Annotated in this window: 22 protein-coding genes; 6 read left to right on the plus strand and 16 right to left on the minus strand. The window is 72.0% G+C overall.

All coding sequences use genetic code 11. The features are described 5' to 3' along the window. Positions 1-88 precede the first annotated feature (88 nt). A complete protein-coding gene (locus IPH07_11445) occupies positions 89-544 on the plus strand; it encodes a hypothetical protein (GenBank protein MBK6918005.1) in 456 nt (151 codons plus the stop codon). 241 nt (positions 545-785) lie between these two features. Further along, positions 786-1403 (plus strand): sigma-70 family RNA polymerase sigma factor, encoded by a 618-nt coding sequence (locus tag IPH07_11450; protein MBK6918006.1) that lies wholly within the window; start codon positions 786-788, stop codon positions 1401-1403. A gap of 9 nt (positions 1404-1412) precedes the next feature. Here the strand turns inward: IPH07_11450 and IPH07_11455 are convergent, their stop codons facing one another. The 4 genes from IPH07_11455 to IPH07_11470 form a co-directional block, all read right to left on the minus strand. Beyond that, positions 1413-1802, minus strand: a complete 390-nt coding sequence (locus IPH07_11455) for a hypothetical protein (protein MBK6918007.1) — start codon at positions 1800-1802, stop codon at positions 1413-1415. Positions 1803-1887: 85 nt separating this feature from the next. Then, positions 1888-4545, minus strand: coding sequence for a serine/threonine protein kinase (locus tag IPH07_11460; GenBank protein ID MBK6918008.1), 2658 nt, complete (start codon positions 4543-4545; stop codon positions 1888-1890). After that, complete coding sequence (locus tag IPH07_11465; protein ID MBK6918009.1) at positions 4536-5138, minus strand: hypothetical protein; 603 nt, start codon at positions 5136-5138, stop codon at positions 4536-4538. Before IPH07_11465 ends, IPH07_11460 begins: the two co-directional genes overlap by 10 nt. A 129-nt stretch (positions 5139-5267) precedes the next feature. Then, positions 5268-8096, minus strand: coding sequence for a protein kinase (locus tag IPH07_11470; protein MBK6918010.1), 2829 nt, complete (start codon positions 8094-8096; stop codon positions 5268-5270). A gap of 90 nt (positions 8097-8186) precedes the next feature. On the opposite strand from IPH07_11470, the gene IPH07_11475 reads away from it, so the two are divergent. Beyond that, entirely contained in the window at positions 8187-9977 is a 1791-nt protein-coding gene (locus IPH07_11475; protein MBK6918011.1) for a DUF4215 domain-containing protein, read from the plus strand. A gap of 37 nt (positions 9978-10014) precedes the next feature. On the opposite strand, the gene IPH07_11480 is transcribed toward IPH07_11475, so the two are convergent. The 5 genes from IPH07_11480 to IPH07_11500 all read right to left on the minus strand — a co-directional run bounded on the left by IPH07_11480 (position 10015) and on the right by IPH07_11500 (position 12084). Further along, positions 10015-10506, minus strand: coding sequence for an SRPBCC domain-containing protein (locus IPH07_11480; GenBank protein MBK6918012.1), 492 nt, complete (start codon positions 10504-10506; stop codon positions 10015-10017). Then, positions 10503-10844, minus strand: a complete 342-nt coding sequence (locus IPH07_11485; GenBank protein MBK6918013.1) for a transcriptional regulator — start codon at positions 10842-10844, stop codon at positions 10503-10505. The genes IPH07_11480 and IPH07_11485 overlap by 4 nt, the downstream gene beginning before the upstream one ends. Continuing rightward, positions 10841-11308, minus strand: coding sequence for a VOC family protein (locus IPH07_11490; GenBank protein ID MBK6918014.1), 468 nt, complete (start codon positions 11306-11308; stop codon positions 10841-10843). Before IPH07_11490 ends, IPH07_11485 begins: the two co-directional genes overlap by 4 nt. 86 nt (positions 11309-11394) lie before the next feature. Next, complete coding sequence (locus tag IPH07_11495; GenBank protein ID MBK6918015.1) at positions 11395-11709, minus strand: peroxiredoxin family protein; 315 nt, start codon at positions 11707-11709, stop codon at positions 11395-11397. A gap of 27 nt (positions 11710-11736) precedes the next feature. Beyond that, positions 11737-12084 carry a redoxin domain-containing protein gene (locus tag IPH07_11500; GenBank protein ID MBK6918016.1) on the minus strand — a complete coding sequence of 116 codons (348 nt, stop codon included), beginning with the start codon at positions 12082-12084 and terminating at the stop codon, positions 11737-11739. A gap of 201 nt (positions 12085-12285) precedes the next feature. On the opposite strand from IPH07_11500, the gene IPH07_11505 reads away from it, so the two are divergent. From IPH07_11505 to IPH07_11515, 3 genes are all read left to right on the plus strand, one after another. Next, the gene (locus IPH07_11505; protein ID MBK6918017.1) at positions 12286-13410 is read left to right on the plus strand and encodes a HupE/UreJ family protein; all 1125 of its coding nucleotides are present in this window, start codon (positions 12286-12288) and stop codon (positions 13408-13410) included. 112 nt (positions 13411-13522) lie between these two features. Then, entirely contained in the window at positions 13523-14503 is a 981-nt protein-coding gene (locus IPH07_11510) for a hypothetical protein (GenBank protein MBK6918018.1), read from the plus strand. Between the two features lie 26 nt (positions 14504-14529). Beyond that, a complete protein-coding gene (locus IPH07_11515; protein MBK6918019.1) occupies positions 14530-15822 on the plus strand; it encodes a DUF4331 domain-containing protein in 1293 nt (430 codons plus the stop codon). 74 nt (positions 15823-15896) lie between these two features. On the opposite strand, the gene IPH07_11520 is transcribed toward IPH07_11515, so the two are convergent. From IPH07_11520 to IPH07_11550, 7 genes are all read right to left on the minus strand, one after another. Beyond that, on the minus strand, positions 15897-16889 hold the full coding sequence (locus IPH07_11520) for a catalase (GenBank protein MBK6918020.1): 993 nt from the start codon (positions 16887-16889) through the stop codon (positions 15897-15899). 31 nt (positions 16890-16920) lie between these two features. Further along, positions 16921-17403, minus strand: coding sequence for a hypothetical protein (locus IPH07_11525; protein MBK6918021.1), 483 nt, complete (start codon positions 17401-17403; stop codon positions 16921-16923). Between the two features lie 57 nt (positions 17404-17460). Then, the gene (locus IPH07_11530) at positions 17461-18087 is read right to left on the minus strand and encodes a hypothetical protein (protein ID MBK6918022.1); all 627 of its coding nucleotides are present in this window, start codon (positions 18085-18087) and stop codon (positions 17461-17463) included. 10 nt (positions 18088-18097) lie between these two features. Next, positions 18098-19549: a sulfurtransferase TusA family protein gene (locus IPH07_11535; GenBank protein ID MBK6918023.1), complete on the minus strand. Its 1452-nt coding sequence runs from the start codon at positions 19547-19549 to the stop codon at positions 18098-18100. A 62-nt stretch (positions 19550-19611) separates the two neighbouring features. Then, positions 19612-21339, minus strand: coding sequence for a protein kinase (locus tag IPH07_11540; protein MBK6918024.1), 1728 nt, complete (start codon positions 21337-21339; stop codon positions 19612-19614). 171 nt (positions 21340-21510) lie between these two features. Continuing rightward, on the minus strand, positions 21511-21726 hold the full coding sequence (locus IPH07_11545) for a hypothetical protein (protein MBK6918025.1): 216 nt from the start codon (positions 21724-21726) through the stop codon (positions 21511-21513). 31 nt (positions 21727-21757) lie between these two features. Next, a complete protein-coding gene (locus IPH07_11550; protein MBK6918026.1) occupies positions 21758-22918 on the minus strand; it encodes an FkbM family methyltransferase in 1161 nt (386 codons plus the stop codon). Between the last annotated feature and the right edge of the window lie 93 nt (positions 22919-23011).

Genomic DNA, 23011 nt, shown 5'->3' on the forward strand with positions numbered 1-23011 from the left:
CTTGCCCGTGTTGCCGGATTCGATGGTCCCGAGTTGGTGCACTCCCACCTGGTTCGCACGCGCGGTTGGCCTCGCGGTTGGCCTCGCCGTGGCCGCGGCCGCGGCGTGCAACGGCGGGCCCGCCCCCGCCACGAGCGGGGACAGCGAGTCGGAGGGCGACGACGACGGCTGCGTCGCGTCGCCCGGCGGGGACGTCTGCGCGTGTGGCCACTTCGACGCACCGGCGGGCTGGGCCAGCGCGGCAGCATGCGGCGAGGCAGGCCAACAGTGCTGCGACGACGGCCTCGCGTGTACGTGCGCGACACCGCGGTGCTTCGCGTTCGCCGACGGCGGCTGCCGCTGCGCGGCCTTCGTGGTGGCGCCCGACGACGCGACCTCGGAGGTCGACACCTGCGAGGGCTTGGTGTGCTGCAATCGCGGCACCGACTGCGAGTGTGCGAGTGCCGTGCTGACCTGCACCGCCAGCGGCGCGGTCGACCACTGCGAGCCCGCCAACGTCGATCGCTGCGGCGGCGGCCTGACGGCGGTCGCGCAGTGCGGCTGAACCCGCGCGGATGCGCTGTGCCGGCGTAGCGACGCCAGGGCCGCCAGCGGCCCGTGATCCGCGGGCGTGCTCGCGACTCCTACGTGGTCGAGGTGCGAACTCGCGAGCGTGCAACCGCACCGCCCGGTCCCGCCCCGCCTCCGCCACGATGACGCGCCCGCCCCGTGCCCCCGACCGTTCCTACCTCCGCCTGCTCCGCCGGCTTGGCGCCGGCGAGCGCGATCGCTACCCTGAGATGGCGATGGATGACGACTTCGTGGTGCTCGACCGGTGGCGCGCGGGCGATCGAGCGGCCGGCGACGCACTGCTGCGACGCCACTTCGACGCGCTGTATCGCTTCTTCCGCAACAAGCTCGATCAGGGCGTCGACGACCTGATCCAGCGCACGTTCACCGCCTGCATCGCCGCGAAGGACAACTTCCGCAAGCAGTCGAGCTTCCGCACCTACCTCTTCACGGTCGCGCGCAACGAGCTGTACCACCACTACGAGAAGCGTCAGCGCGAGGCGGTGTTGTTCGAGCCCGGCTCGATGTCGGTCGAGGCGATGGGCACCTCGCCGTCGGCCGTGGTCGCGCGTCAGCAGGAGCAGCGTCTGCTGCTGCGGGCCCTACGGGCGCTGCCGCTCGAGCTACAGGTTGCGATCGAGCTGTTCTACTGGGAGCAGCTGACCACGCAGGAGATCGCCGAGATCATGGACGTGCCGCAGGGCACGGCCAAGAGTCGGCTGCGACGGGCCCGCGAGGAGCTCGAGGGCAAGATCCGCGAGCTGGCCGAGAACCCGGCGCTGGTCGAGTCGACCATGGTCGCCTTCGATCGCTGGGCGGCGTCGATCCGCGACCTGCTCGGCACCCCGGCCTGAGCCCGTGCGTCACGACGCCGTCGGCGGTCCGAAGCGCGCCCGCACGCGCGCCGCGACCAGGTCGACCAGGTCGGCCATGCGGCGGTTGGCCACGGCGACCTGCACGACCTGTCCGCCGGCACTGGCGTCGGGCTGCGTCGGATCCGCGGCCATCGTCAGCACCGCGCGCCCGTCGAGCGCGCCCAGCAGCACCGCCACGAACTCGGTGGGGCGGATGTCACCGACGAAGCCACGGATGCGCCACGCGATCGGCCGCTCGCGCACGCGATCGGCACGGAACACGTCGAGCTGCCGGCCGTCCTCGAGGCGCAGTCGCACCACCGGCACCGCGTCCTCGAGCTCGCGGTCGAGCGTGGGCAACAGGGCCTGCAGGCTGTCGAGGACGGTCGAATCGGCCATGCGAGAGGGCAATCGTAGCGGGATTCTCCCCGCTGCGCTGGCCTCGGCCTCGCCGGTGCGACGGGCGGGTGCGGGTACGGGCCCGCTAGCGATACCGGGCCGCGGCGCCGACGATCGCCCGCAGTGCGATCGCGTGCAGCCCGGGGATGCGCGCCGGATCGAGGCCCGGCCGCCCGCGCAGCTCGAGGGCACGGGTGATGGGCGCCAGCGCGTCCGCGGGCCGGCCCTCGTCGCACAGCAACGTCGCCAGCGGCACCAGTGTGTACGCCAGGTCGACGTGATCGGGCCCGGTCGCCGCGAGCCGCAGCTGGTAGGCGCGATCGAGACGCGCGTGCGCGTCGGCGAAGTGCCGCTCGGCGCGATCGATCTCCGCCAGCTCCTCGAGGGAGAACGCGACGTCGGGATGGCCTTCGCCGAGCGTCCGCTCGCGCAGGGCCAGCGCCGCCTCCTGCAGGGTCCGCGCGCGCTCGAGCTCGCCCGCGCGGCGCAGGGCCTCGGCCTCGCAGGCCTGCGCCAGCGCGACCAGCGGGTGCTCGGGCCCGAACGCGTCGATCCACAGCGCCCGCGCCTCGGCGAACTGGGCCACCGCAGCCTCGAGATCTCCGAGCCGCAGGATCGCGATGCCGAGATTGAAAACCGGCATTGCGAGATCGGCCGGGGGCGTCTCCGGTCGAGCACGCGTCGAGGCGATCGCCTCCTGCCACAGCGCCCGTGCGCGCTCGTTCTGCCCCCGCGCGAGCAGGACCCCCGCGAGGTTGTTGCGAAGCGCGTCGACATTGGCATGGCCGGGCTCGTAGGCGCCGATGGCCAGCTCGAGGGCGAGCTCGAGCAGATGCTGCGCTGCGATCATGTCGCCGCGCTCCTGCGCGACCAGCCCGCGGGCCTCGAGCACCCGCGCGCGCCGGATGTCGTCGTCGGGCACGCGCGCGAGCAGGGCCTCGGCGACGTCAAGCCGCACGTTGGCCTCACCGTCGACGCGGCCCTGCCGCTGATCGAGCTCGACCCGCCGCAGCAGCGCATCGATCGTGGTGTCGGCGGGGGCCGCCGCCAGCGAGAGCGCGACCGCGCGATCGAGGCTGGCGGCCACGCCGTCGGTCTCGCCCAGCTCCATCGCGAGGCTCGCCAGCTGGATGCGCGCGTCGGCCTCGATGGCGCGCAGCCCCATGGCGGCAGCCTCGTCGGCGACGCCCTGGGCCAGCTCGCGCGCGCGGGCGTAGTGGCCGAGCATCTGCTCGATGCGCGACGCGTCGATGCGTGACACCTGCTCGACCCAGCCGGCATCGGCGGCCAGCGAGGCGCCCCGATCGGTGCGCGTCGCCAGGTGCAGGTGGCCATCGCTGCGCAGCCAGGTGGCGTCGTCGCAGCGCGCGAGCGCGTCGACGCCCTGATCCAACCATGCGTGCACGCGACCGGCCGCGACCTCGTCCTCGTTCAGCAGCGCGGTGACCAAGGCGCCGAAGCCAACGCTGCGCTGTGCCAGACACGCGACGCGCAGGTCCATGAGCTCGTGGGACTGCTCGCCGCGCGTGAGGGTCGCTTCGCAGGCGTCGACCCGCGCACTGCGCCAGCGCGCATCGTAGCGATCGAGGTCTTCGAGGACCGCCGCCGCCGCGCTGCCCGGCCGCCGCGCGAGCTGCTCGCGCTGGGCGGGCGAGTAGAGCGCGACCAACTCGTCGCCGACGTCGGCGCAGGGATCCGCGGCGGGCGCGGCCATGACACCCGCGGCGAGCCCGAGACCGGCGAGCGCGGCGGCACCGACTCCGAGCGCCACGCGACCACGACGCGCGAGCGCGCGCTGCAGCGCGTCGCGGAGGTCGGACATCTGGCCGAAGCGCTGCGACGGGTCGACCGCGAGCGCGCGACGCAACACCGTCATCACCGCCTGCGGCACGCCGCGCGTCACCACCGGCGCTCGCTGGCCCCGCGTGACCGCGGTCGCGAGCTCGGCGATGGTCCTTCCCGCGAACGGCCGCGCGCCGAACAACGTCTCGAACAGCGCGACGGCGAAGGCGAACTGATCGCTCTTGGGCCCGACGTCGCGGCCGGCGAACTGCTCGGGAGCCATGTACGCAGGCGTGCCCGCGATGCTGCCGTCGCCGCCGCTGGTGGTCGACTGCGAGGGCGCGCCCTGCCGCCGCGGACCGAGCCCGAGCCCGCCGCCGCTGCCTGCCCGCGCGAGGCCGAAGTCGACGATGCGCGGCCGTCCTTCGCGATCGACCAGCACGTTGTCAGGCTTGAAGTCGCGGTGGGTGACGCCGGCGTCGTGCGCCGCCTGCAGACCGTCGGCGACCCGGACGAACAGCTCGACGACCTGCCGCCATGGTCGCTTCGCCGCGCGGGTCCACTGCGCGAGCGTGACGCCCACCACCAGCTCCATCGCGATGTACAGGCGATCGTCGATCTCGCCGACGTCGTGGACGGTGATGACATTGGGATGCGACAGCGCCGCGGCGGCCTGTGCTTCGCGCTCGATCCGGAGTCGCAGGGGCGCGTCGACCACCGACGCACTGGCGAGCTTGAGCGCGATGCGTCGCTGCAGCTTGGGGTCGAACGCCAGCCACACCGTGCCGAAGTTGCCGCTGCCGAGCCGCTCGAGCACCACGAAGCGGCCGACCGTGACCGGCGCGAGATCGTGGCCCAGCAGGTTGCCGGCGACCGCTGCGAACACGAGCCGGCGGTCGAGGCTGGCCGCGTCGGGCAGTCGCTCCACCACCGGCTGCGTATCGTCGAGCGCTACTGACATCGACAGCCGCACGATGCGGTCGTGGTGCCCTGGTAACGGAACTGCCCCAGCCCCGCCGCGCAGGTGGAGGCCGGCACGGCCTTCCACGTGGGGCCACTGACCGCGAACACCACGTCATCGACGCAGGTGTCGGGCCCGATGCCCGTGAACTGCAGCTTGCCGACGGCACCGCAGACCGCGGCGCAGCGCTGGACGCCGCCGTCGACCTGTGCGTGACCGGAGTCCGCGCACGCCGTCCGTGCGGTCTCGAAGGTATGGTTCTCCGCCTCGCCGAGCCACTCGGGCGGAATCGTGAACACGGGTCCATCCGCCTTGCATGCGCTGCTCTTGAGCGTGCCGGTGCCGCCGGTGCCGTACTTCACACAGGTCGCGCCGCCATCGCCCTGCGGGTCGAGCGGGCTCACCAACGGCACGTCGGCGACCGGCGCGTCGCCATCGGCGTCGTCGGAGCTGGCGGGCGCAGGCAACAGCGTGGGCGAGATCTCGACGATCGCGTCGTCGAGCTCGGCCGCGCGGCTCGCTTCATCGCCCTCGGGATCGCAGGCGGCGGCACAGAGCAGGAGTGTCGTCGCAAGGATGGAAACGCGTCGCATGGTGGTCCTCGCCGCTGCCGTTCGGGCAGGGTCGGCGCGATAGAGTGGCGAGCGCGGCCGCGGATCACGGGCGACGGGAGAATTCTTCGACGGGGCCGAAAAACGGGTCCTGATGGCACGAATTCGCCATCATCCGCGACCGCCGGGGGTCGCCCCCTGGGCCTGCAGCCAGGCCGCGATGCGTCGACCGAGCGTTCCGTCTTGCTCGGCCCCCAGCCGCGCGCGCGCGGCCTCGGCCTGGGCGATCGCCCGCAGCCGCTCCGCGCGCGGCAGCATGCGTGCGCGCAGGAACTCGAGTCCAGCACAGGTGGAGACCGCCGCCCCCGAGCGTGTGCAGGCAGCGTCGTCGCCGACCAGCGCGACGAGCTCGACGTCACGCCCCTGCGCCAGCAGCAGCTCACCGAGCCCGAGCAACGGCTCGAAGCGCGCCGGCGTACCCTCGACACGTTCGGCGATCTCGATCGCGCGGCGGAAGTGCGACTCGGCCTCCTGCACGTGGCCGAGCGCCGAGGCGGTCAACGCGACCGCCTGGTGGGCGGCGCCCGTGGCTGGATGCTCGGCGCCCAGACGGCGCTCGCGGATCGCCAACGCCCGCGTCGCGGCGGCCAGCCCCTGCTCGTCCTCGCCGAGATCGTGGTGGGTGAAGGCCATGTTCACCAGTACCCGCGCGACCTCGCCGTCGTCGCTGCCGCGCGCGCCCTCGAGCACCTTCAGCACGCCACGGAACTCGTCGAGTGCCTCGCGATTGCGACCGCGTGCCGCCATCGCGATCGCGAGGTTCATGCGCAGTGGTGCGACGGCGAGCGCCGATGCCGGCACGCTGCGCATGCGGATCGCGAGTGCGCGCCGATAGCCGATCTCGGCGTCCTCGAGATTGCCGACCCGCAGGTCACAGCTCGCCAGCTCCTGCAGCGCGCGGCCGTAGTCGGGGTGCTCGTCGCCGAACCGATCTCCGACCACGGCCAGCAGCTCGCCGAGGTGCGCGCGGGCGTCGTCGATGCGCATGAGTTCGATCTCGACCGCACCGAGCCCCGACAGCGCGTCCATGCGCATGAAGAAAGCATCCTCACCGCCCGCGCGCGCCAGCTCGAGCGCGCGCTGGTAGTGCGGCAGCGCAGCGGCAGGCCCGGATGCTGCGTTCTCGACGTAGCCGAGCCGCAGCTCGCCGCTCGCAGCCATCCACGCCGGCAGCGTCGACAGCCGCAGCCGCAACGCGTCGGCCTGCGCGAGCGCGTGACGAGCCCCCTCGAAGTCGTGGGCGTCGGCGAGCCGCGATGACATCAGCGCCAGGGCGACGGCACGCACACCGTCGGCGCCACCGCGATCGGCCTCGATCACCGCCTCGCGAAGGGCCGCGAGCGCGGCCACGTCGTCGCCGTCGCCGTGCAGCAGTCGGCCCTGCTCGACGAGCACCGAGGCCAGCGTCGGCGCATGCCCGAGCGCGCGGGCCTGCTCCACCAGCGCGGTGAGCTCCGCGCGCGCGGCCGCGCTGTCACCGGTGACCGCCACCGCGCCGGCACGCCACAGTCGCCGCAAGAGATCGAGCTGATCGTGGAGCCGGTCCTCGGGCACCTCGAGCTCGTGCTCGAGCAGACTGCGGTCGTCGCAGACCGCGATCTCGCCACCGTCGGGCAGCACCGGCGCGGCGTACAGCAGCGCCTCGCGTGACATCAGCTGCAGCTGCTCCACCGTGGCCGCGAGCTGCAATTCGGCGCGCTCGAGGCACGCCAGCTGTCGCTGCGCGAGCTCGACCTCGGGGTCGGCACCGCCGCGCCCCAAGACCCGACACGCCACGCCACGTCGTTGGTCGAGCGCCGCCACCCGAGCGTCGATGCGCCCGACCACGAACTGACTGGTGCGCGCGCCATCGCCGTCGAACGCACGCGCGTAGTGGTCGCGCAGCGCCTCGCGCTCGTCGTCCATCCACGCCGCGCTCAGCAGCTGGGCGTCGCACGGAGGTGGTGTGGCGGGCTCCGAGCCCGATAGCAACGCGAAGCCCAGCGGCAGCGCGCACGCCACCGCCAGCGGCGACCAGCGCCGTCGCAGCGTCCGCGCGAGCGCATCGACCAGCGCGTCCATGTCACGCCAGCGCGACTCGGGGCGCAGCGCGAGACCACGGCGCAACACCAACCGCACCCGCGGTGGCACGCGACCCGTCGCCGGGGGCGGCAGCGCGAACACCGACGTCGCGGCGGTCGAACCGACGCGCTCGCCGAACAGCGCCTCCCACAGCGCCACGCAAAAGGAGAACTGATCGCTGTGGGGACCGGCGCGCTCGCCCGCGATCACCTCGGGTGCCATGTAGGCCGGGGTCCCGACCGCGCCATCGCGGCTGCCGGTGGTCGCGGGCCCGCGCGACTCGAGGGCCGCGAATCCGGTGGGTGTGCGGTGGCGTGCGAGGCCGAAGTCGGCGACCCGTACGCTGCCGTCCTCGCCGACCAGCACGTTCTCGGGCTTGAAGTCGCGGTGGACCGTGCCGGCGGCGTGGGCCGCGGCCAGCCCCTGTCCGGCCTGGAGGAACACCGCGAGCACCTCACGCCAGCTCCGGGGGGCCGCGCGCAGCCAGGCACCGACGTCGCTGCCATCGACCAGCTCCATGACCACGTGGGTGCGGCCCTCGAAGCTGCCGATCTCGAACACGCTGACGATGTGGGGGTGTCGTAGTCGCGCGAGCGCCTTGGCCTCCTTGCGGAGCCTGGCCTCGGCATCGCTGGCGTCGTGCAGTAGCTTGATCGCCACCCTGCGCTCCAGCTCGACGTCGCGCGCCGCGTAGACCGTGCCCATGGCACCGGCGCCGAGCCGCCGCAGGATCTCGAAGCGGCCGATCCGTTGCGGCGTCGAGACCGCCGCGACCAGCTCAGCGCGCACGCGGGCCAGCACCACCCGCCGCTCGATCGAGTCGTCCGGTGCCGCGCCCCGGAGGTGCTCCGCGAGCCGGCTGTCATCCCGATCGTCCACCGCACAAAGTCTCGCACCAAGGCCGGCCGTCGACCAACCCAAACCCCCTCGCCGCCGGATACACTGCGGTGGTCGAGGTCGTTGGACAACATGTCACTGCGGTATTCGTTCGTGTCGAACCCTTTGCGCCCGAGGCTCTTCACTGTCACAGCCGCGTCGACGGCCCTGTGGATCGCGGCGTCGCTCAGCCCGCGATCGGCCGCGGCCGCCGACATCCTCGTCGTCGCCAACACCGGTGCCGACTTCGTCGCGGCCGACTTCGGGGTCAACACCAGCCACACGCTGACGAGCTGGGACGCCGACGTCACGCCCACACTCGACGAGCTGCTGGCCTACGACGCGGTGCTGCTGTTCGAGAACGGCGTGTTCGCCAACGCGGCCAGCGTCGGTGACGTGCTCGCCGAGTACGTGCTCGCCGGTGGCGGCGTGGTGCTCGGCACCTTCTACTGGCAGAACCGCAGCGACGCGAGCTTCGGCGGCACGTGGGGCGCGCTCGAGTCCTACGACCCGCTGACGGCGCAGGCCGGGGCGTGCGAGTACAGCGGCGACGACGTCGATCCGCTGAGCATCGTCGATCATCCCATCACCGCGGGCGTCACCCAGCTGCACGCCAACAGCTTCCGCGGTGGCACCACCGCCAAGCCCGAGGCCGAGGTGCTGGCGCTGTGGAGCGGCACCAACAACCTCGGCCTGCCCGACCCCGCGGTCGCGGTGCGCTACGAAGGCGAGGCCTGCGTGATCGGCATCTCGATCTTCCCCGACGCCTCGTTCAACGACTTCACCGGCGACTTCTACGTGTTGTTCGACAATGCACTCGCCTTCGCGGCCGACTGTGCCCCGCCAGGGCCGTGCGGCAACGGAGTGCTCGACGAGGGCGAGGGCTGCGACGACGGCAACTACGCCTCCAACGACGCCTGCGTCCACTGCCAGCCCGCGACCTGCGGCGACGGCCATGTCCAGCTCGGCGTCGAGCCCTGCGACGACGGTGACCTCGACAACGACGACAGCTGCCTGGTCGGCTGCATCGCGCCGACCTGCGGCGATGGCTTCGTCAACATCGGCGTCGAGCCCTGCGACGACAGCAACGCCGACAACACCGACGACTGCATCGACACCTGTCAGCCGGCTTCGTGCGGCGACGGCTACCTCCACGCCGGGGTCGAGACCTGCGACGATGGCAACGCCGACAACGGCGACGACTGCCCGCTGTCCTGTGAGCCCGCGACCTGCGGCGACGGCTTCGTGCAGGTCGGCGTCGAGCCGTGCGACGACGGCAACGCCGACAACGCCGACGACTGCCTGGTGGGCTGCATCGCGCCGATCTGCGGCGATGGCTTCGTACAGGCCGGCGTCGAGGCCTGCGACGACGGCAACACCGACGACACCGACATCTGCGTGGGCACGATGTGCCAGCTCGCCGCGTGCGGCGACGGTTTCCTGCACACCGGCATCGAGGACTGCGACGACGGCAACGACGTCGACGACGACGGCTGCACGAACTGCAACATCGACGCCGCCGCCGAGAGCAGCTCGGGCGGTGGCGAGGGCTCGAGCGGTGGCGACAGCGGCTCGACCGGCGGTGCGGGCTCGAGCGAAGGCGGGGCCACCAGCGGCGGGGTCGACGACTCCGGTGATTCCACCACCAGCGATACCGTCTCCGCCAGCGACACCGCGGAGAGCTCGGGGGACGCGACGGTCGGCGCGGTCGACAGCTCGGGCGGCGGCGACAGCTCGGGCGGTGCGTCCGCGGGCGGCACCGACGACGACGGTGGCTGTGCGTGCCGCGTCGAGGATCGCAGCGCGCCTGGTGCTGCTGCGCCGTGGCTGGCGCTCGGGCTCGGCGCGCTCGTGCGACGGCGTCGGCGTCGCGGACGATGGTGAAGCGGACGCGAGGCGCTCGGCCGACGCGCGCGCGTGCTCAAGACACGGCGACGCGCTCGCGCAGGGCGCTGAGCTGCTCGCCCCACCACAGCCCGAGACTGCGGATGAACACCGGCACGGCTTGCCGGTGCCGCGCGGGATGATCGGGGCGGATCGCGTGCCAGCCGCGGTGGACCAGCCGCACGCGGGTGGTGTCGTCGAGTTCCTCGAAGTCGATCTCGACGGTGGTCCACTCTGCGGGAGCGAAGTTCACCGCGCGCCAGCGCAGCACCAGTCGCGCCGGCGGGGCCCACTCGAGCACCTCGCCGGTCGCGATCACCTTGGCGTCGGGGCCGTCACCGATACGCTCGAACAAGCGACCGCCGACCCCGGGCTCGAGCGCCATCACGCTGCGGCCGCGCGCGACCCGGTACTTGAGGCCATGACGCCACCAGCTGTCGATCTCCTCGGTGAAGATGCGGAAGGCCTCGTCACGCGCCACGCGGACCACCACACTCACGCGCGCCGCATCGCCAGGTGGGGTGGTCATCGGCGCCGCCTCGCGCTGCGCTCGGCGTGCGCGCGAAAGCCCTCGAGCTGATCGGACCAGAACGCCTCGACTTCGTCGAGCCAACGCCGCAGCTCGGCGAATGGGCGCGGCTCGAGCTGGTAGACCCGCACCCGCGCGTCCTCCGGTAGGCCTTCCTCGCGCACGAGGCCGGAGCGCCGCAGCACCCGGAGGTGGCGGCTCATCGCGGGCGCGCTCATCTCGAGCGCGTCGGCGAGCTCGCCGGCGCGGTGGGGACGACGGCGGAGCAGATCGACCACGCCACGGCGGGTCGGGTCTGCGAGCGCCAGCAGCGTGGCGTCGAGCGCAGCGGCGGTCACGTGCGGGGCTCGCCCTTGTTGCGCACGCGCTGCATGAACCACCACAGGTGGCCCTCGCAGTCGAGCGCGCCGTAGCTGCGATCGGACCAGTAGTCGTCGCCGTAGTCGCTGGTCGACGGCTCGCGCACGATCGTCGCACCGGCCTCGCGCGCGCGCCGAGCGTGCGCATCGGCGTCATCCACGAAGAACGCGAGCGCGGCGGTCGAACGCCCCCCGATCGCGCGGGGGCTGACGCACCGCTCGCGCCACGGCTCCTCGGCGGATTTCTGCGCGCTGCCGTCGCCCACCATGACCAGCGCGTCGCCATACACGAGCTCGCTGTGGTGGATGGCGCCGTCGTCCCCCTCGACGACCAGACGGGCCTCGAAACCGAAGGCACGCACGATCCAGTCGATCGCCGAGCGGGGGTCCTGATAGTAGAGGCTCGCGGACATCCGCGGCCAATCGGGCGGCGTGGGCTTCATGCTGAATTATTTAACCCAATCGTTAATGATTGTCAAGCCGTGAAACCACCGCCGAGGCGACCGCGCCCCCAAAGGCAACCTCGAGGCTACGGTCGCGGCCAGGGCCCGAAGTGGTAGTCGATGGCGTCGAGCAGCTCGTCCGCGTAGGCGCGTCGCCGGGCAATCTTGCGATAGAACACGCGCCCCTGCGGATCGACGATGTAGATCGCGTGGAGCGACAGCTCGGGCGTGTCGGGGTTCACCAGGCCGTAGCGACCGATGACGACCTCGTCCGGGTCGCTCGCGAGATCGAAGTCGAGGTGCTTGGCATCGGCCCACGCGACCGAGTCGGCGGGCGCATCGACGCTGACGGCGACCAGCTGGACGCCGCGATCGATGAAGGCTTGATGGTTGTCGCGCAGATCCCCGAGCTGCGTATTGCAGGCGGGTCACCAGAAGCCGCGGTAGAAGACGATCACGACCGGGCCGCGCGTGCGAGCCTGCGCGAGTGAGAAGCTTCCGCCGCGCGCCAGCGGCAGCTCGAAGTCGGGCGCGACGTCGCCGAGCTGCGGCGCGTGCGGGGCATCGGCGTAGGCGCCGTAGGCGTTGGTGGTGATGGGCTCGAGCGGCCCCTTCGAGCCGGCGCGATACCGCGGCGGTGCGAGCCCCGGGCGCGTGACGTCGCGGGGGTCGGGCCGCGCGAGCGCGGCCTCGGTCGGCGAGGTGGACGGCGTGACCGTGGGCCCGCACGCGGCGAGGCCCACGGCCGAGGCGAGGACACGCAGCGGCGTCTTCATCACGGGCGGTGGTCAGCGTAGCAGTCGGGGGCCGCTGCCGTCGTGGTGCGAGCCGCCCTCGCCCGCCTTCGGCCCCCGCGCGGCCGACCGCTTCGCGGCCGGGACCGCAATCGCCCACCCACATCGATCCACGGTCGCACCACGGTCGTACCGCCTCCGACCGACCGCACCGCGGTCGTCAGGCCAGGAGACGCCCACCCCATGGGACACCACGTCGAGCAGCGCACCCGAACCACCCCTGCGGTGGCGCGCCTCCTGGCCCCCTTCGCGCTGGCGCTCGTCGGCGCTGCGATGCCCGTGACCGCGCAGGCCCACATGGGTAGCAAGAAGACCATCACGGTGGTCACCCACGACGCCGGCGCGACCCTCGACGTCACCGTCGACGCCGTCGACGCTGCGGTCGCGCTGGGCCTGCCGGCGTCGGCCTCGCACGCGCGCCTGCTCGGCCGCGAGACGCTGGTGCGGGGCTGGCTCGCCGGTGGCATCACCGTGAGCTCCGATGGCGGTCGCTGTCGCGGCACCGCAGCAGCGCCCGAGATCACCGCCCAGGATGGCCGCGACGCGCTGCGCGTGCGCATCGAGGTCGCGTGCCCCGAGCCCGCCACGGGGCTGCGTCTGCGCGACGAGACCGTCTTCGCAGAGGATCCCGATCACGAGACCTTCGTCGCGATGGCGGGCGGCACCGGTGACGTGCTCCGCGGCGAGCGACGCGAGATCGCCCTCGCGACCGCACCTTCGGCGTGGCGCACCGCGACCGCGTTCGTCCGCGAGGGCGCCGTGCACCTGGTCACCGGCTACGATCACCTGCTGTTCCTCTTGTCGCTGGTGCTGTCGGCGGGGGTGCTCGCGCGACGCGAAGGCCTGCGCCGCGCCGCGCGGGACGTCGCATGGGTCGTGACCGCGTTCACGCTGGGGCACAGCATCTCGCTGGTACTCGCCGCGCTCGGGGTCGTCTCGCTGCCGTCGCAACTGGTCGAGAGCGCCATCGCAGCCTCGATCATCGCCGTCGCCGCGCTCAACGTCGCCCGCCCGCAGGCCCGCGTGGCGAAGCCGTGGATCGCAGGGGCGTTCGGCATCGTGCACGGCTTCGGCTTCTCGTCGGTGCTGGCCGACGTCGGTCTACCCGCGAGTCATCGCGCGGTGGCCCTGGCGTCGTTCAACGTCGGCATCGAGCTCGCGCAGCTGGTCTTCGTGACCCTGGTGATGCTGCCGCTCGTATGGGCCGCGCACCATCGTCGGTATCAGACGGTGGTCGTGCGCGGAGGTTCGCTGGCGATCGCAGCCTGTGGCTGCGTGTGGCTGGTGGAACGCGGCCTGGGCCTGTGACGCACACAGATCCGACCGTGGATTCTGGCTCGTAGACGCGACGACAACGACAAGAAAGACGACGCTGACCAGCGGCCGCGTTCGACTGCGGCCTGGTCGATGGGGAGTACGCATGCACGACACACGACATCGAATGCTGGGCCGCATGGCCTTCTCGGGGGCCATCGCCACGGTCCTCGGCTGCGGTTCCGGGGGTGGCGATTCACTACCGACGGGGGCTCCGACGACGCTCGAGCGCATCGCCGACGACGGCTTCACCAACGCGGGCGCGGTCGCGGTGAGCCCCGACGGCGAGACCTTCTACGTCTCGGCGTACGGCGAAGGCAACGCACCGACCATCTTCGCGCTCGACGTCGCGAGCCAGACGCTCGACGTGCTGCACGCCGGTGCGCCGCTGCTCTACCCCTCGGACGTCGCGACCTCGTGCGACGGTGACACGCTGTTCGTCGCCGACATGGGCCTGCAGTCGGGCGAGTACGAGATCGGTGGCAGCGAGAGCGCCGAGCTGCAGAAGCGCAATGGCGGCATCTACACCCTGCGCCCCGATGGCGGCGCGCCGCAGCAACTCGCCGCCACCGGCATCGCGCGAGCCGCAGGCGTGGTCGTCGGCACCGGCTGCGACATGCTCTACGTCGGCGGCTGGACCGACGCTGGCGTGCCGGCGGTCTTCCGGCTGCCGACCGCCGGCGGCAGCGCGGTGATCGTGCACGAGGGCGCGCCGCTGGTGTCACCCGCGGGGATCCACGTCGACGCCGACGGCGTGGCGTGGGTGATGGACCACGGCGCGCGCGGCAAGGACGGCGAGGGCTCGCTGTTCGCCATCGACGCCGCCGGCAAGGTCTCGCAGGTGCTGAGCGGCGTCGGCATGGGCCGCATCGGCGGCGTCTCGCTGGTACCGGGCGGCGAGACGGCGGTGATTCCCGCCAGCGACGGCGAGGGCAAGAGCTTCCTGCTCACCGCCAACACCAAGACCGGCACGCGCGCCGACGTCGACGCGCCCGATCTACGACACCCCACCGGTGTCGCCGCAGCCCGCAACGCCGCCGTCATGGCGGTCGCCACCGAGAACGCCATCTACGCCGCCACCTTCTGAGTGAAGACAAAAAGGATCCAACGACCATGAAGACGCAACCCACCATTTTCTCCGTCGCCCTCGGTGCCGCCGCTGCGCTGGTCGCCCTGCCGGGTACCGCATCCGCCTCCAGCCACCGCGAGGCCCCGGCCATCGCCGAGGACCAGTTCGCCGACAACACCGACGTCTACACCTTCATCAGCCCCAGCGATCCCGATCGTCTGGTGATGGTGGCGAACTACGTGCCGCTGCTCATCCCCTCGTCGGGGCCGAACTTCTACCGCTTCTCGGACAACGTCCGCTACGAGTTCCGCCTCGACAACGACGGCGATGCGCGCACCGACGTCACCTACCACTTCGCCTTCCACACCCAGGTGAAGAACGGCGGCACCTTCCTCTACAACGTCGGCCCGGTCGACGACATCAACAGCGCCAACCTCAACGTCATCCAGACCTACGATCTGTACATGGCGTACCAGAACCAGGCGGGCGACAAGATCATCGAGCAGATCGTGACGGGCGCGCCGGTGGCACCGTGGCACGTCGGCGACCGCACCTTCCCCAACGACAGCTACGACGCGGTCGCGGCCCAGGCCATCACCACCGCCACCGACGGCTCGACCGTGTTCGCCGGCCCCCGCGACGAACCGTTCTTCGTCGACCTGCACGTGTTCGATCTGCTCGGCGTGGCCGGTGCGCCGACCACCGACGGCGTGAACGTCATGTCGCTCGTGCTCGAGGTACCGATCGACCGTATCGTCCGCGGCGGGCAGCGCACCGCCGACGCGACCTCGAAGAACGCGATCGTGGGCCTGTGGGCCCGCGCCCTGCGTCCGATCGTCACCATCCGCAACGGCGATCGCGACGACAGCAACTTCGGCGGCTTCCAGCAGGTCTCGCGCCTCGCGGTGCCGCTGGTCAACGAGGCCGTGATCCCGCTGCAGGACAAGAACGCGTTCAACCGCGGGGCGCCGGTCGACGACGTGGCCTCGTTCGGCACGTACATCCTCAACCCCGAGTTGCCCGGGCTGCTCAACCTCGTGCTCGGTGCTGGCTGTGCGCCGACCCCCAGCGACGGGCGCCTCGACATCGTGGGCATCCTCTCGCCCAACGGCACGGCTGCCGCGGACCTGCTGCGCATCAACGTCGCGCAGGGGCAGACCTACGACAACGTCGGCTTCCCCAACGGTCGCCGGCTCGAGGATGACGTCACCGACACCCTGCTGACGGTGCTGTGCAACAACGGCGGTGCGGTCGGCGACGGTGTCGACGCCAACGACCTCGCGTTCCTCGACGAGATGCCGTACCTGGCCTCGCCGCACTCCGGCAACCCGCTGTAGCGCGCACGGCAGCGCGCGCGCCCCCACGACGCGTCGGCGGTCCCAGGATCGCCGGCGCGTCGCTGCGTTCGGGCTCAGGCCGCGCCGCGGGCCTGCTGGCTCGCGAAGTACGCGACCTTGCGCGCGCGCATGACGTCGCCCAGCGGGCGATGCTCCGCCAACGCGTTCCACGGATCGAAGCGCCCCGCCTCGGCGGTGCTCTCGCGCTGCCGTGCCTCGGCATCGTCGAACGATTGTGGCGCGATCGTGAGCGTCGCGACGTCGACATACGGTGCGATCGCTTCGGGCCAGTCGACGCTGGCGTCCTCGATCGGTGTGGTCGACTCGTCGACGAAGAACTGCAGCTGCATGCGGTACGACAGCGGGCCGAGGTCGAGCTGTGCGCGGAGATCGGCGGCCCAGTCGTCGGACGCCCCGGCCCGCGGCGAGCGTGACGGTGGCGGCAGCAGACGTGCCCGCGCCGCGTACGGCCCGCACGCGAACGGCACCACGGTGTGGAACGACTCGGTCGCGAAGCCGCTGAAGGGCTTGCCGATCACCGCCTTGGCCGCCTTGGCCGCGCGCAGTGCCCCGAGCACACCGTGCCGCCGAATGAGGTGACCGAGCAGCGCCAGCGGCCCGCGTTCGAGCGCCAGCACCAGCTCGACGAAGTCCGCGGCCTTGGCTGCGGAGAACTTGGTGTGGTTGATGAGCGTGAAGTCCTGCGAGGCCGTCTCACCGGTGCCGAGCGCGTTGGGCCCCTGCACGCCGAACACGCGCATCGCGAAGCCCCGCACGTCGGGTCGGCCATCGCTGCGGCGATCCATGCCGCCGTTGGAAAGCCGCACCAGCGTCTCGTGGCGCCCGGCCGCCGCGAACAAGCCGTGCCGTGCATGCGCCGGCAGGTCGTCTTGCACGTCGAGGGTGGCGGCGAGTGCCAGCAGCTGACGACGGTGCAGCGCCCGGCCCGGGCCTTGCGCGGCCTCGCGCCGCCGCTGGGCCGCGACCAACCCTTGCGCATAGCGAGCGAAGCGCTGCTCCTCGTCGTCGGCGATCTGCTCGCGCCACTGGGTCGATGGGGCCGTCATGGCCGCGACCATGCCACGGACGCCGGCCGGACTACAGCGTGCCCGCGTCGACCGGCGCGAAGGGCTCGAGGTCGTCGTGCGCGGCCTCGGCGGTGTCCTTGCGCTCGAACTCGACGACCAGCAGCGAACAGCCCTCGCGCACCCGCGGCTCGAGCTCCCGGAGCTCGCGCTTGGGAATCCGCGTGCCGGCCTGCATGGCGCCGACCAGGCCCATCAGCACCCCGGTGACACCGCCGAGGCCGATGCCCATCGCGATCGTCATCCCGAGCAGCAGGTCGAAGGCGCCCGCGAGCGCGCCGGCGACCGCCATGAACACGCCACCGGCCGCCATCGCGATCACGATGTTGCGGCCGAACTCGGTCGCGCCCTCCGGCAACAGGTTGCCGTCGAGCGGCGCGCGCGTGTGCAGCTGCACCGTCACCGCGCCGCCGCGCCCGTGCTTGCGCTGCAACAGCTCGACCGCAGCCGTCGCGCGGTCCGAGGCATCGAACAGGGCATACACGACCGCGGGCATGGGCGCGCAGAGAGTGCCGCGCCACGCGACCGGGGGCAAGCGGCCACGGCGGGCGCGTCAGCCGGCGCGGTCGCCGTGCCGCTGCAGCACCGCGAGGAAACGATCGACGTTGGCGGCCACGCGGCTGGCCTCGGTGCCGACGCGACGCGAAGCCGCGGCCGCGTGGTCGAGCACGCGGATCAGATCGTCGGCCAGCGGCGCGTCGAAGCGTGCGCCCGCCCGTGCGAAGCACGCCTCGAGGAGCTGCATCGGGTCGATCTCGTCGCCGGCGACCTCGACGATCTCCGCCACGAAGCAGGCCGCCATCGCGCGCGGCAGCTCCGCGAGCGAACGGCCCCCGAGCACGGGGTCGGCGTGGTGCTCGGCCAGCTCGACGCCGCAGACCGGCAGGCCCTCGGCGCGCCAGGCCAGAACCCCGCCCTCGAGCACCCACAGCCGCGATTGCACGCCGCCGGGGATCGCCGCGAACGCGTCGCGGCAGCGGTTGCCGCTCAGGCACACCAGCACCGCGCCGTGCTCGCCGCCGGTATCGTCGAGCGCCGCTGCGATCGCGCGGGGCTCGTTGAGCACCGCGATCGAGCCGGGCACGAAGCCCACACCGCCGAGCCGCTCGTCGCGCGGCCGAACGTCGAGGATCGCCAGCTCGTGGCGACGCACCAGCTCCAGCGGCGTGATGGTGCGCATGGCGGCCCCGTCAGAATACCAGGCTCATGCCCGAGCCGTGCGCGGCCTCGACGAAGGCGGCGACGCCACCGTACTCGAGGTTGCTCCGCGGCTGCAGGTCGCGCTTGGTGATGCCCATGACCTGCATGCTCATGGTGCACGCGATGAAGCGGATGCCCTGCTCTTCGGCCGACTCGAGCAACTGCTGCAGGCTCATGATGTTGTTCCGCTTCATGATCATGTCGAGCATCTGCTTGCCCATGCCGCCGAAGTTGAGCTTGCCGAGCGCCTGATGCTTGGGGCCCTTGGGCATCATCCACTTCAGCATGCGCTGCATCCACGAGACCTTCTGGTGCGGCGCGTTCTCGTTCGGCGTATCGCCGCGCAGGAGGTTCAGGCCCCAGAAGGTGAAGAACATGACGACCTCGCGCCCCTGCGAGGCGGCACCGACGGCGACCAACAACGCCGCCAGCAGTGCCTCTTGATCGTTGTGCAGCACCAGCAACGTGCAGCGGTTGGCGTGGGGCGAGCTCGCCACCGCGGCGGGCTCACGCACCGCCAAGGCCGTGCTCGGCGGCGTCACGACCCGCGGCGGCGGCTCACGCATCTCGAGCTCCGCCGCGACCGGGCCGCGGGTGTCGAGCCCGAGCAACGCGTGGCCGTGCGCGGCACACCACTGCACGATCTCCCGCGACAGCTCCGGGTTGTCGGCGAGTACCCGCAGGCGCTGCCCCGCCTGGCTGCCGCGCGCGACCTCGTCGAGCCGGGCCATCCAGCCCGACGGCGGGCCGTCGAGGCGCAGCTCGAGCAGGCTGGTCATGCGCAGCGACGACGACGACAGCGACGACGACGACGACAGCGACGACGACGACGACAGCGAGGCCGAGCCAGGGTCGGTCACGATCTGCGGTGTCGCCATCGCCGGGGTGCCGCGGCGGCGCGCACCGACCACCCGCACGCGGGCGTGGAACTCTGCGCCGCGGCGCTCGATCGACAGCAGGGTCGCGCCGCTGGTCCGACACCAGCTGGCGACGTCGAGCTGGAACGCGTCGTCGTCGGCCATGACCTCGACCTCGGTGCCGGCCGGCAACGACTTGGCGAGTCGCGACAGCGTGAGGATCGGCTGCGGGCACTGCATGCCGCGACAATCGAGCGACTCGCTGCGCGGCGCGACGTTGGCGCTGGGCTCCGGCGTCGGGGCCAACAGCGGCGGCGCGGTCGAGAGCCCTGCGTCGGCACCGATGATGCGCACGACCGCGAGGTGCTGCTCGCCGCTGGTCTGCAGGCTCACGAGCTCGGCCTTCGACGAGGTGCACCAGCTGCGCAGATCGAGCGGGAACGCGGCGTCGTCGGCCGCGATCTCGATGACGCCGCCGCCGCGGGCCTTGAGCGTGCGAGCCGCCTTGGCGGTGGCCATGATGGGCGCGGGACAGTGCTGGCCGCGGCAGTCGATGCGATAGGTGGAGGCTTCGGACATGGACATGGGTCACTCCTCTCGGATCGTTGCGCTGACGGCCGGCGCCGCCACGCGGGTCGCGGCCGCTGCTAGCCCGGGCCGCCGTGCGCACCGGCGAGGCCACGGCGCACGGTCATCAGCTCGCGGAAGACCTGGCCGTACTCCCGCTCCATCTCGGCGTGGAAGCCCGGCACCACCTCGAGCCCCTCGGCCACCACCAGCTCCCGCAGGGCACGAGCGAGCCGCGCGAGGTGATCGGCGCCGAGGATGCGCGAGCTGGTCTCGATGCTATGGCACATCCGACGCACGCCATCGGCATCGCCACGCTCGCTGCAGTCCTCGAGCTGTGCCATCGACTCGGGTAGCTCGCCGATGAAGGCGTCGACGGTCTGCAGGGCCAGCTCGGGGCTCTCGACGATGAGGGCCTGCAGCGCGCTGGCGTCGAGCGACCGTGCCGGCGTCGACCACGGTGACGGGTCGCTGGCCTGCTGCGATCGCGCGCCCGCGATCTCGTGGAACAGCTGCTCGAGCGCCGCGAGCTGACCCGGCAGCTCCACGAACATCCGCACCGAGTGCGGATCGAACTCGGCGGTGACGCGACGGTAGCCCGTCACCACGGTCGCGCGCTCCGGGTAGTGCTCGTGCAGGTACGCGACCACGTCGCCGACGTCGACGCCGTGCAGGTCCGAACTCAAGAGGACGACGTCGTACTGCCCATGATCCGAACGGGTCGCGCGCCGCGGGTCGCTGGTGACCTCCACCGCGCACGGCAGCTTGCGCAGGTAGCCCTGCACGAGCTTCTGCGAGATCGGGTTGGGGTCGACCAGCAACACCCGCACCGCCTGGGCGTGACGTCCCGAGTCCTCGCGGGTGCGCAGCGACGGCGCCCCACCGCCCTCACCCCACTGCGGCGGCGGAGCGATCGCGGCCGTGCTCGGCGCAGCTTGTCGATAGCCGCCGCTGACCTCCTGCCACAGCCGCAGGAACTCGCCCGCGCTGGGACGACGGCCTGGATCGGGATCGAGCAGTCGGGCCACGAGCGCACGCATCGACGGCGGCACACCAGGGTTGGCGATGCCGACGTCCTGCGAGCGCCGATCAAACGATGACACCACCCCATCACCGACCGCCCGATGGTGGAATGTACCCGCCAACGCCCACCAGAGGATCGCGCCGAGGGCGTACATGTCGGAGGCTGGCACCGCATTGCCGAGGAACTGCTCGGGTGCGATGAAGCCCGGGGTGCCGATCGCACCGACGGTGCCGCGGGACTGGCCATCGAGCTTCGCGATGCCGAAGTCCAGCAGCGTCACCTTGGGCTTGCCGGTGGCGTCGCTGCCCCACATCACGTTGTCGGGCGAGACGTCGCGGTGCACCACGCCTGCGGCGTGGATCGCCTGCAGTGCGGAGGCCAGCTGCGTGAAGCAGATCGCGACCATCTCGGGCGCCATCGGGCCGTCGGCGCCGCGCAGGTGGTCCGCGAGCGTGCGCCCCTCGACGAACTCCATCGCGATCGCCGGCAGACCGTCGCCGGTCTGCCCCGCGCCGAAGACCGACACGAGGTTGGGATGTCGGATGCTGTTGATCGCGCGCAGCTCGTCGGCGAAGCGCCGTCGTACCTGATCCGCGTGTTGCCCTTCGAGCAGGTGCGGCCGCGCGATCTTGACGACCGCAGGCCGTGCGTGGCGGACATCGGTGGCCCGGAATGCGACCGCGTACGCGCCCGACCCGATCACGCGATCGAGCCGAAACCACCCCAGCACGAGCTGGCCGACGCGCGGGCCCGACTCGCCGGATCGCGGAGAAACGAAATTCATCGCGGCACCTTGGACAAACAGAGTGACCGAATTACCAATTCGGTGATCCGCAATTCGGTGAGAGCCGCGACGTTTCTTTCATTTTCTCCTTCCCGCCCGCGCTCCGACCGCGAGCGGTCCCTGCCATCGGGGTGAATCGCCCCGCGCACGTCGGTGCGCAGCGGAAGCTGTTCAAGGTTCGAGCTCGCGCAGCGTCTCGCGATTGGCCCGCGCCTGCGCACGTCGTGCCCGCGACAACACCTTCGGCGGCGCACAGTCGGGCGACGCGTGCTCGTCGAACCAGAACGCCCCGTGCACGGCGAAGTCCCGCGGCGCGGGCCGCCCATCGCAGCGCCCGGCGCGTTCGAAGCAGTCGCAGCGGTCCGAGCTGAAGGCGCCGTGGGTCATGCGGGCACTGGTGCCCGCAGACCCCGGCACGTTACGGCAGGCGCTCGCGCGGCACCGCGTAGAGGATGCACTCCCAGCGACCGTAGGAGTAGTGGCGCACGTGGAAGTCGTAGTCGTCGAGCATCGCCGCGAGCCGCAGCGGCAGCTCCCACATGTGCTCCGGCCAGTGGTAGATGGAGATCGCGAGCTGGGGTCGATGTCGCGCCAGGGTCGCGGTCATGCCGTCGATCACCGCAGGCTCGGCCCCTTCGACGTCGAGCTTCACGAGGTCGACGCGCTCGAGCCGCTGCGCGGCGACGAGCCCGTCCACGCTCGTGCAGGGGGACTCGACCTCCTCGAAGTGATGGAGGTTGCGATCCTTGTACTGGCTGAGCACGGTGCCGTCGTCGGTGATCGGCAGCCGCACGCGACCGCCGTGGGACCACAGCGCCTCGCGGACCTCGACGAAGGCACCCGGCAACGCCTCGACGATCGGGCGCGCGAATCCGCTGAGACGATCGAAGCCACTGGGGTCGGCGCTGATCACCCGCAGGTCGCCGCCGGTGAGCGCGGCGAAGTACGGCAGCTCGAAGCCCTCCTGCACGCCGCCGTTGACGATGACCATGCCCGGTGACCAGCGCAGACACTCGAAGTACTGCACCGTGCGGCCGACCGTGCGCACGTAGTGCTCGAAGAGATCACTGAGCGTGCCGTAGATCAGCCGATCGTAGGTCGCGCGGCTCACCTCGTCGGCGAGCAGCGCCCGCACGGCGGCGACCGCCTCGGGGTGGGCGGCGGCGCGCTGCTGCAGGAACCGCAAGGTGTCGCGGTCGCGCTCGACGAGGATGCCCTCGTCGACGGCGATCTTGCCGAACTGCGTGACGTGATCGCGCGCCTCGTCGGGGCCAATGGGCCCGCTGCAGGCCACGCTCGGCCACTTCGCGAGCGCGCGTGCGAATGCCGTGAAGCCCCACACGTTGCCGTCGGGCACCAACAACACCCGCGCGTGCTCGGGCAGCTCCGCGCGCCGGGGGCCGAACACCCACGACGGCCACTGCGGCGTCGCGAGCACGGGCGTCACGGGGCCGGGGCCGCTCGCGGCGGCGCCGAAGCGCTCGAGCAGGGCCGCCGCGTCGTCGATGGTCTCGGGCGCATCGATGAGCTCGAACGGCCCGGGGAGCTCACACGCGGCGGGGGCGAGCAGATACTCCATGGCTGCTTTGCCTCGTAACGTGCTCGCACGCCGCGCGCCGCCGGTCGGCCCGAATGTGGTCGCCGCGCGTGGCTCCGACACCGGCCAGCGTGT

The organism is Deltaproteobacteria bacterium (assembly GCA_016709225.1).
Classification (GTDB): domain Bacteria; phylum Myxococcota_A; class Polyangia; order Nannocystales; family Nannocystaceae; genus Xiheibacterium; species Xiheibacterium phototrophicum.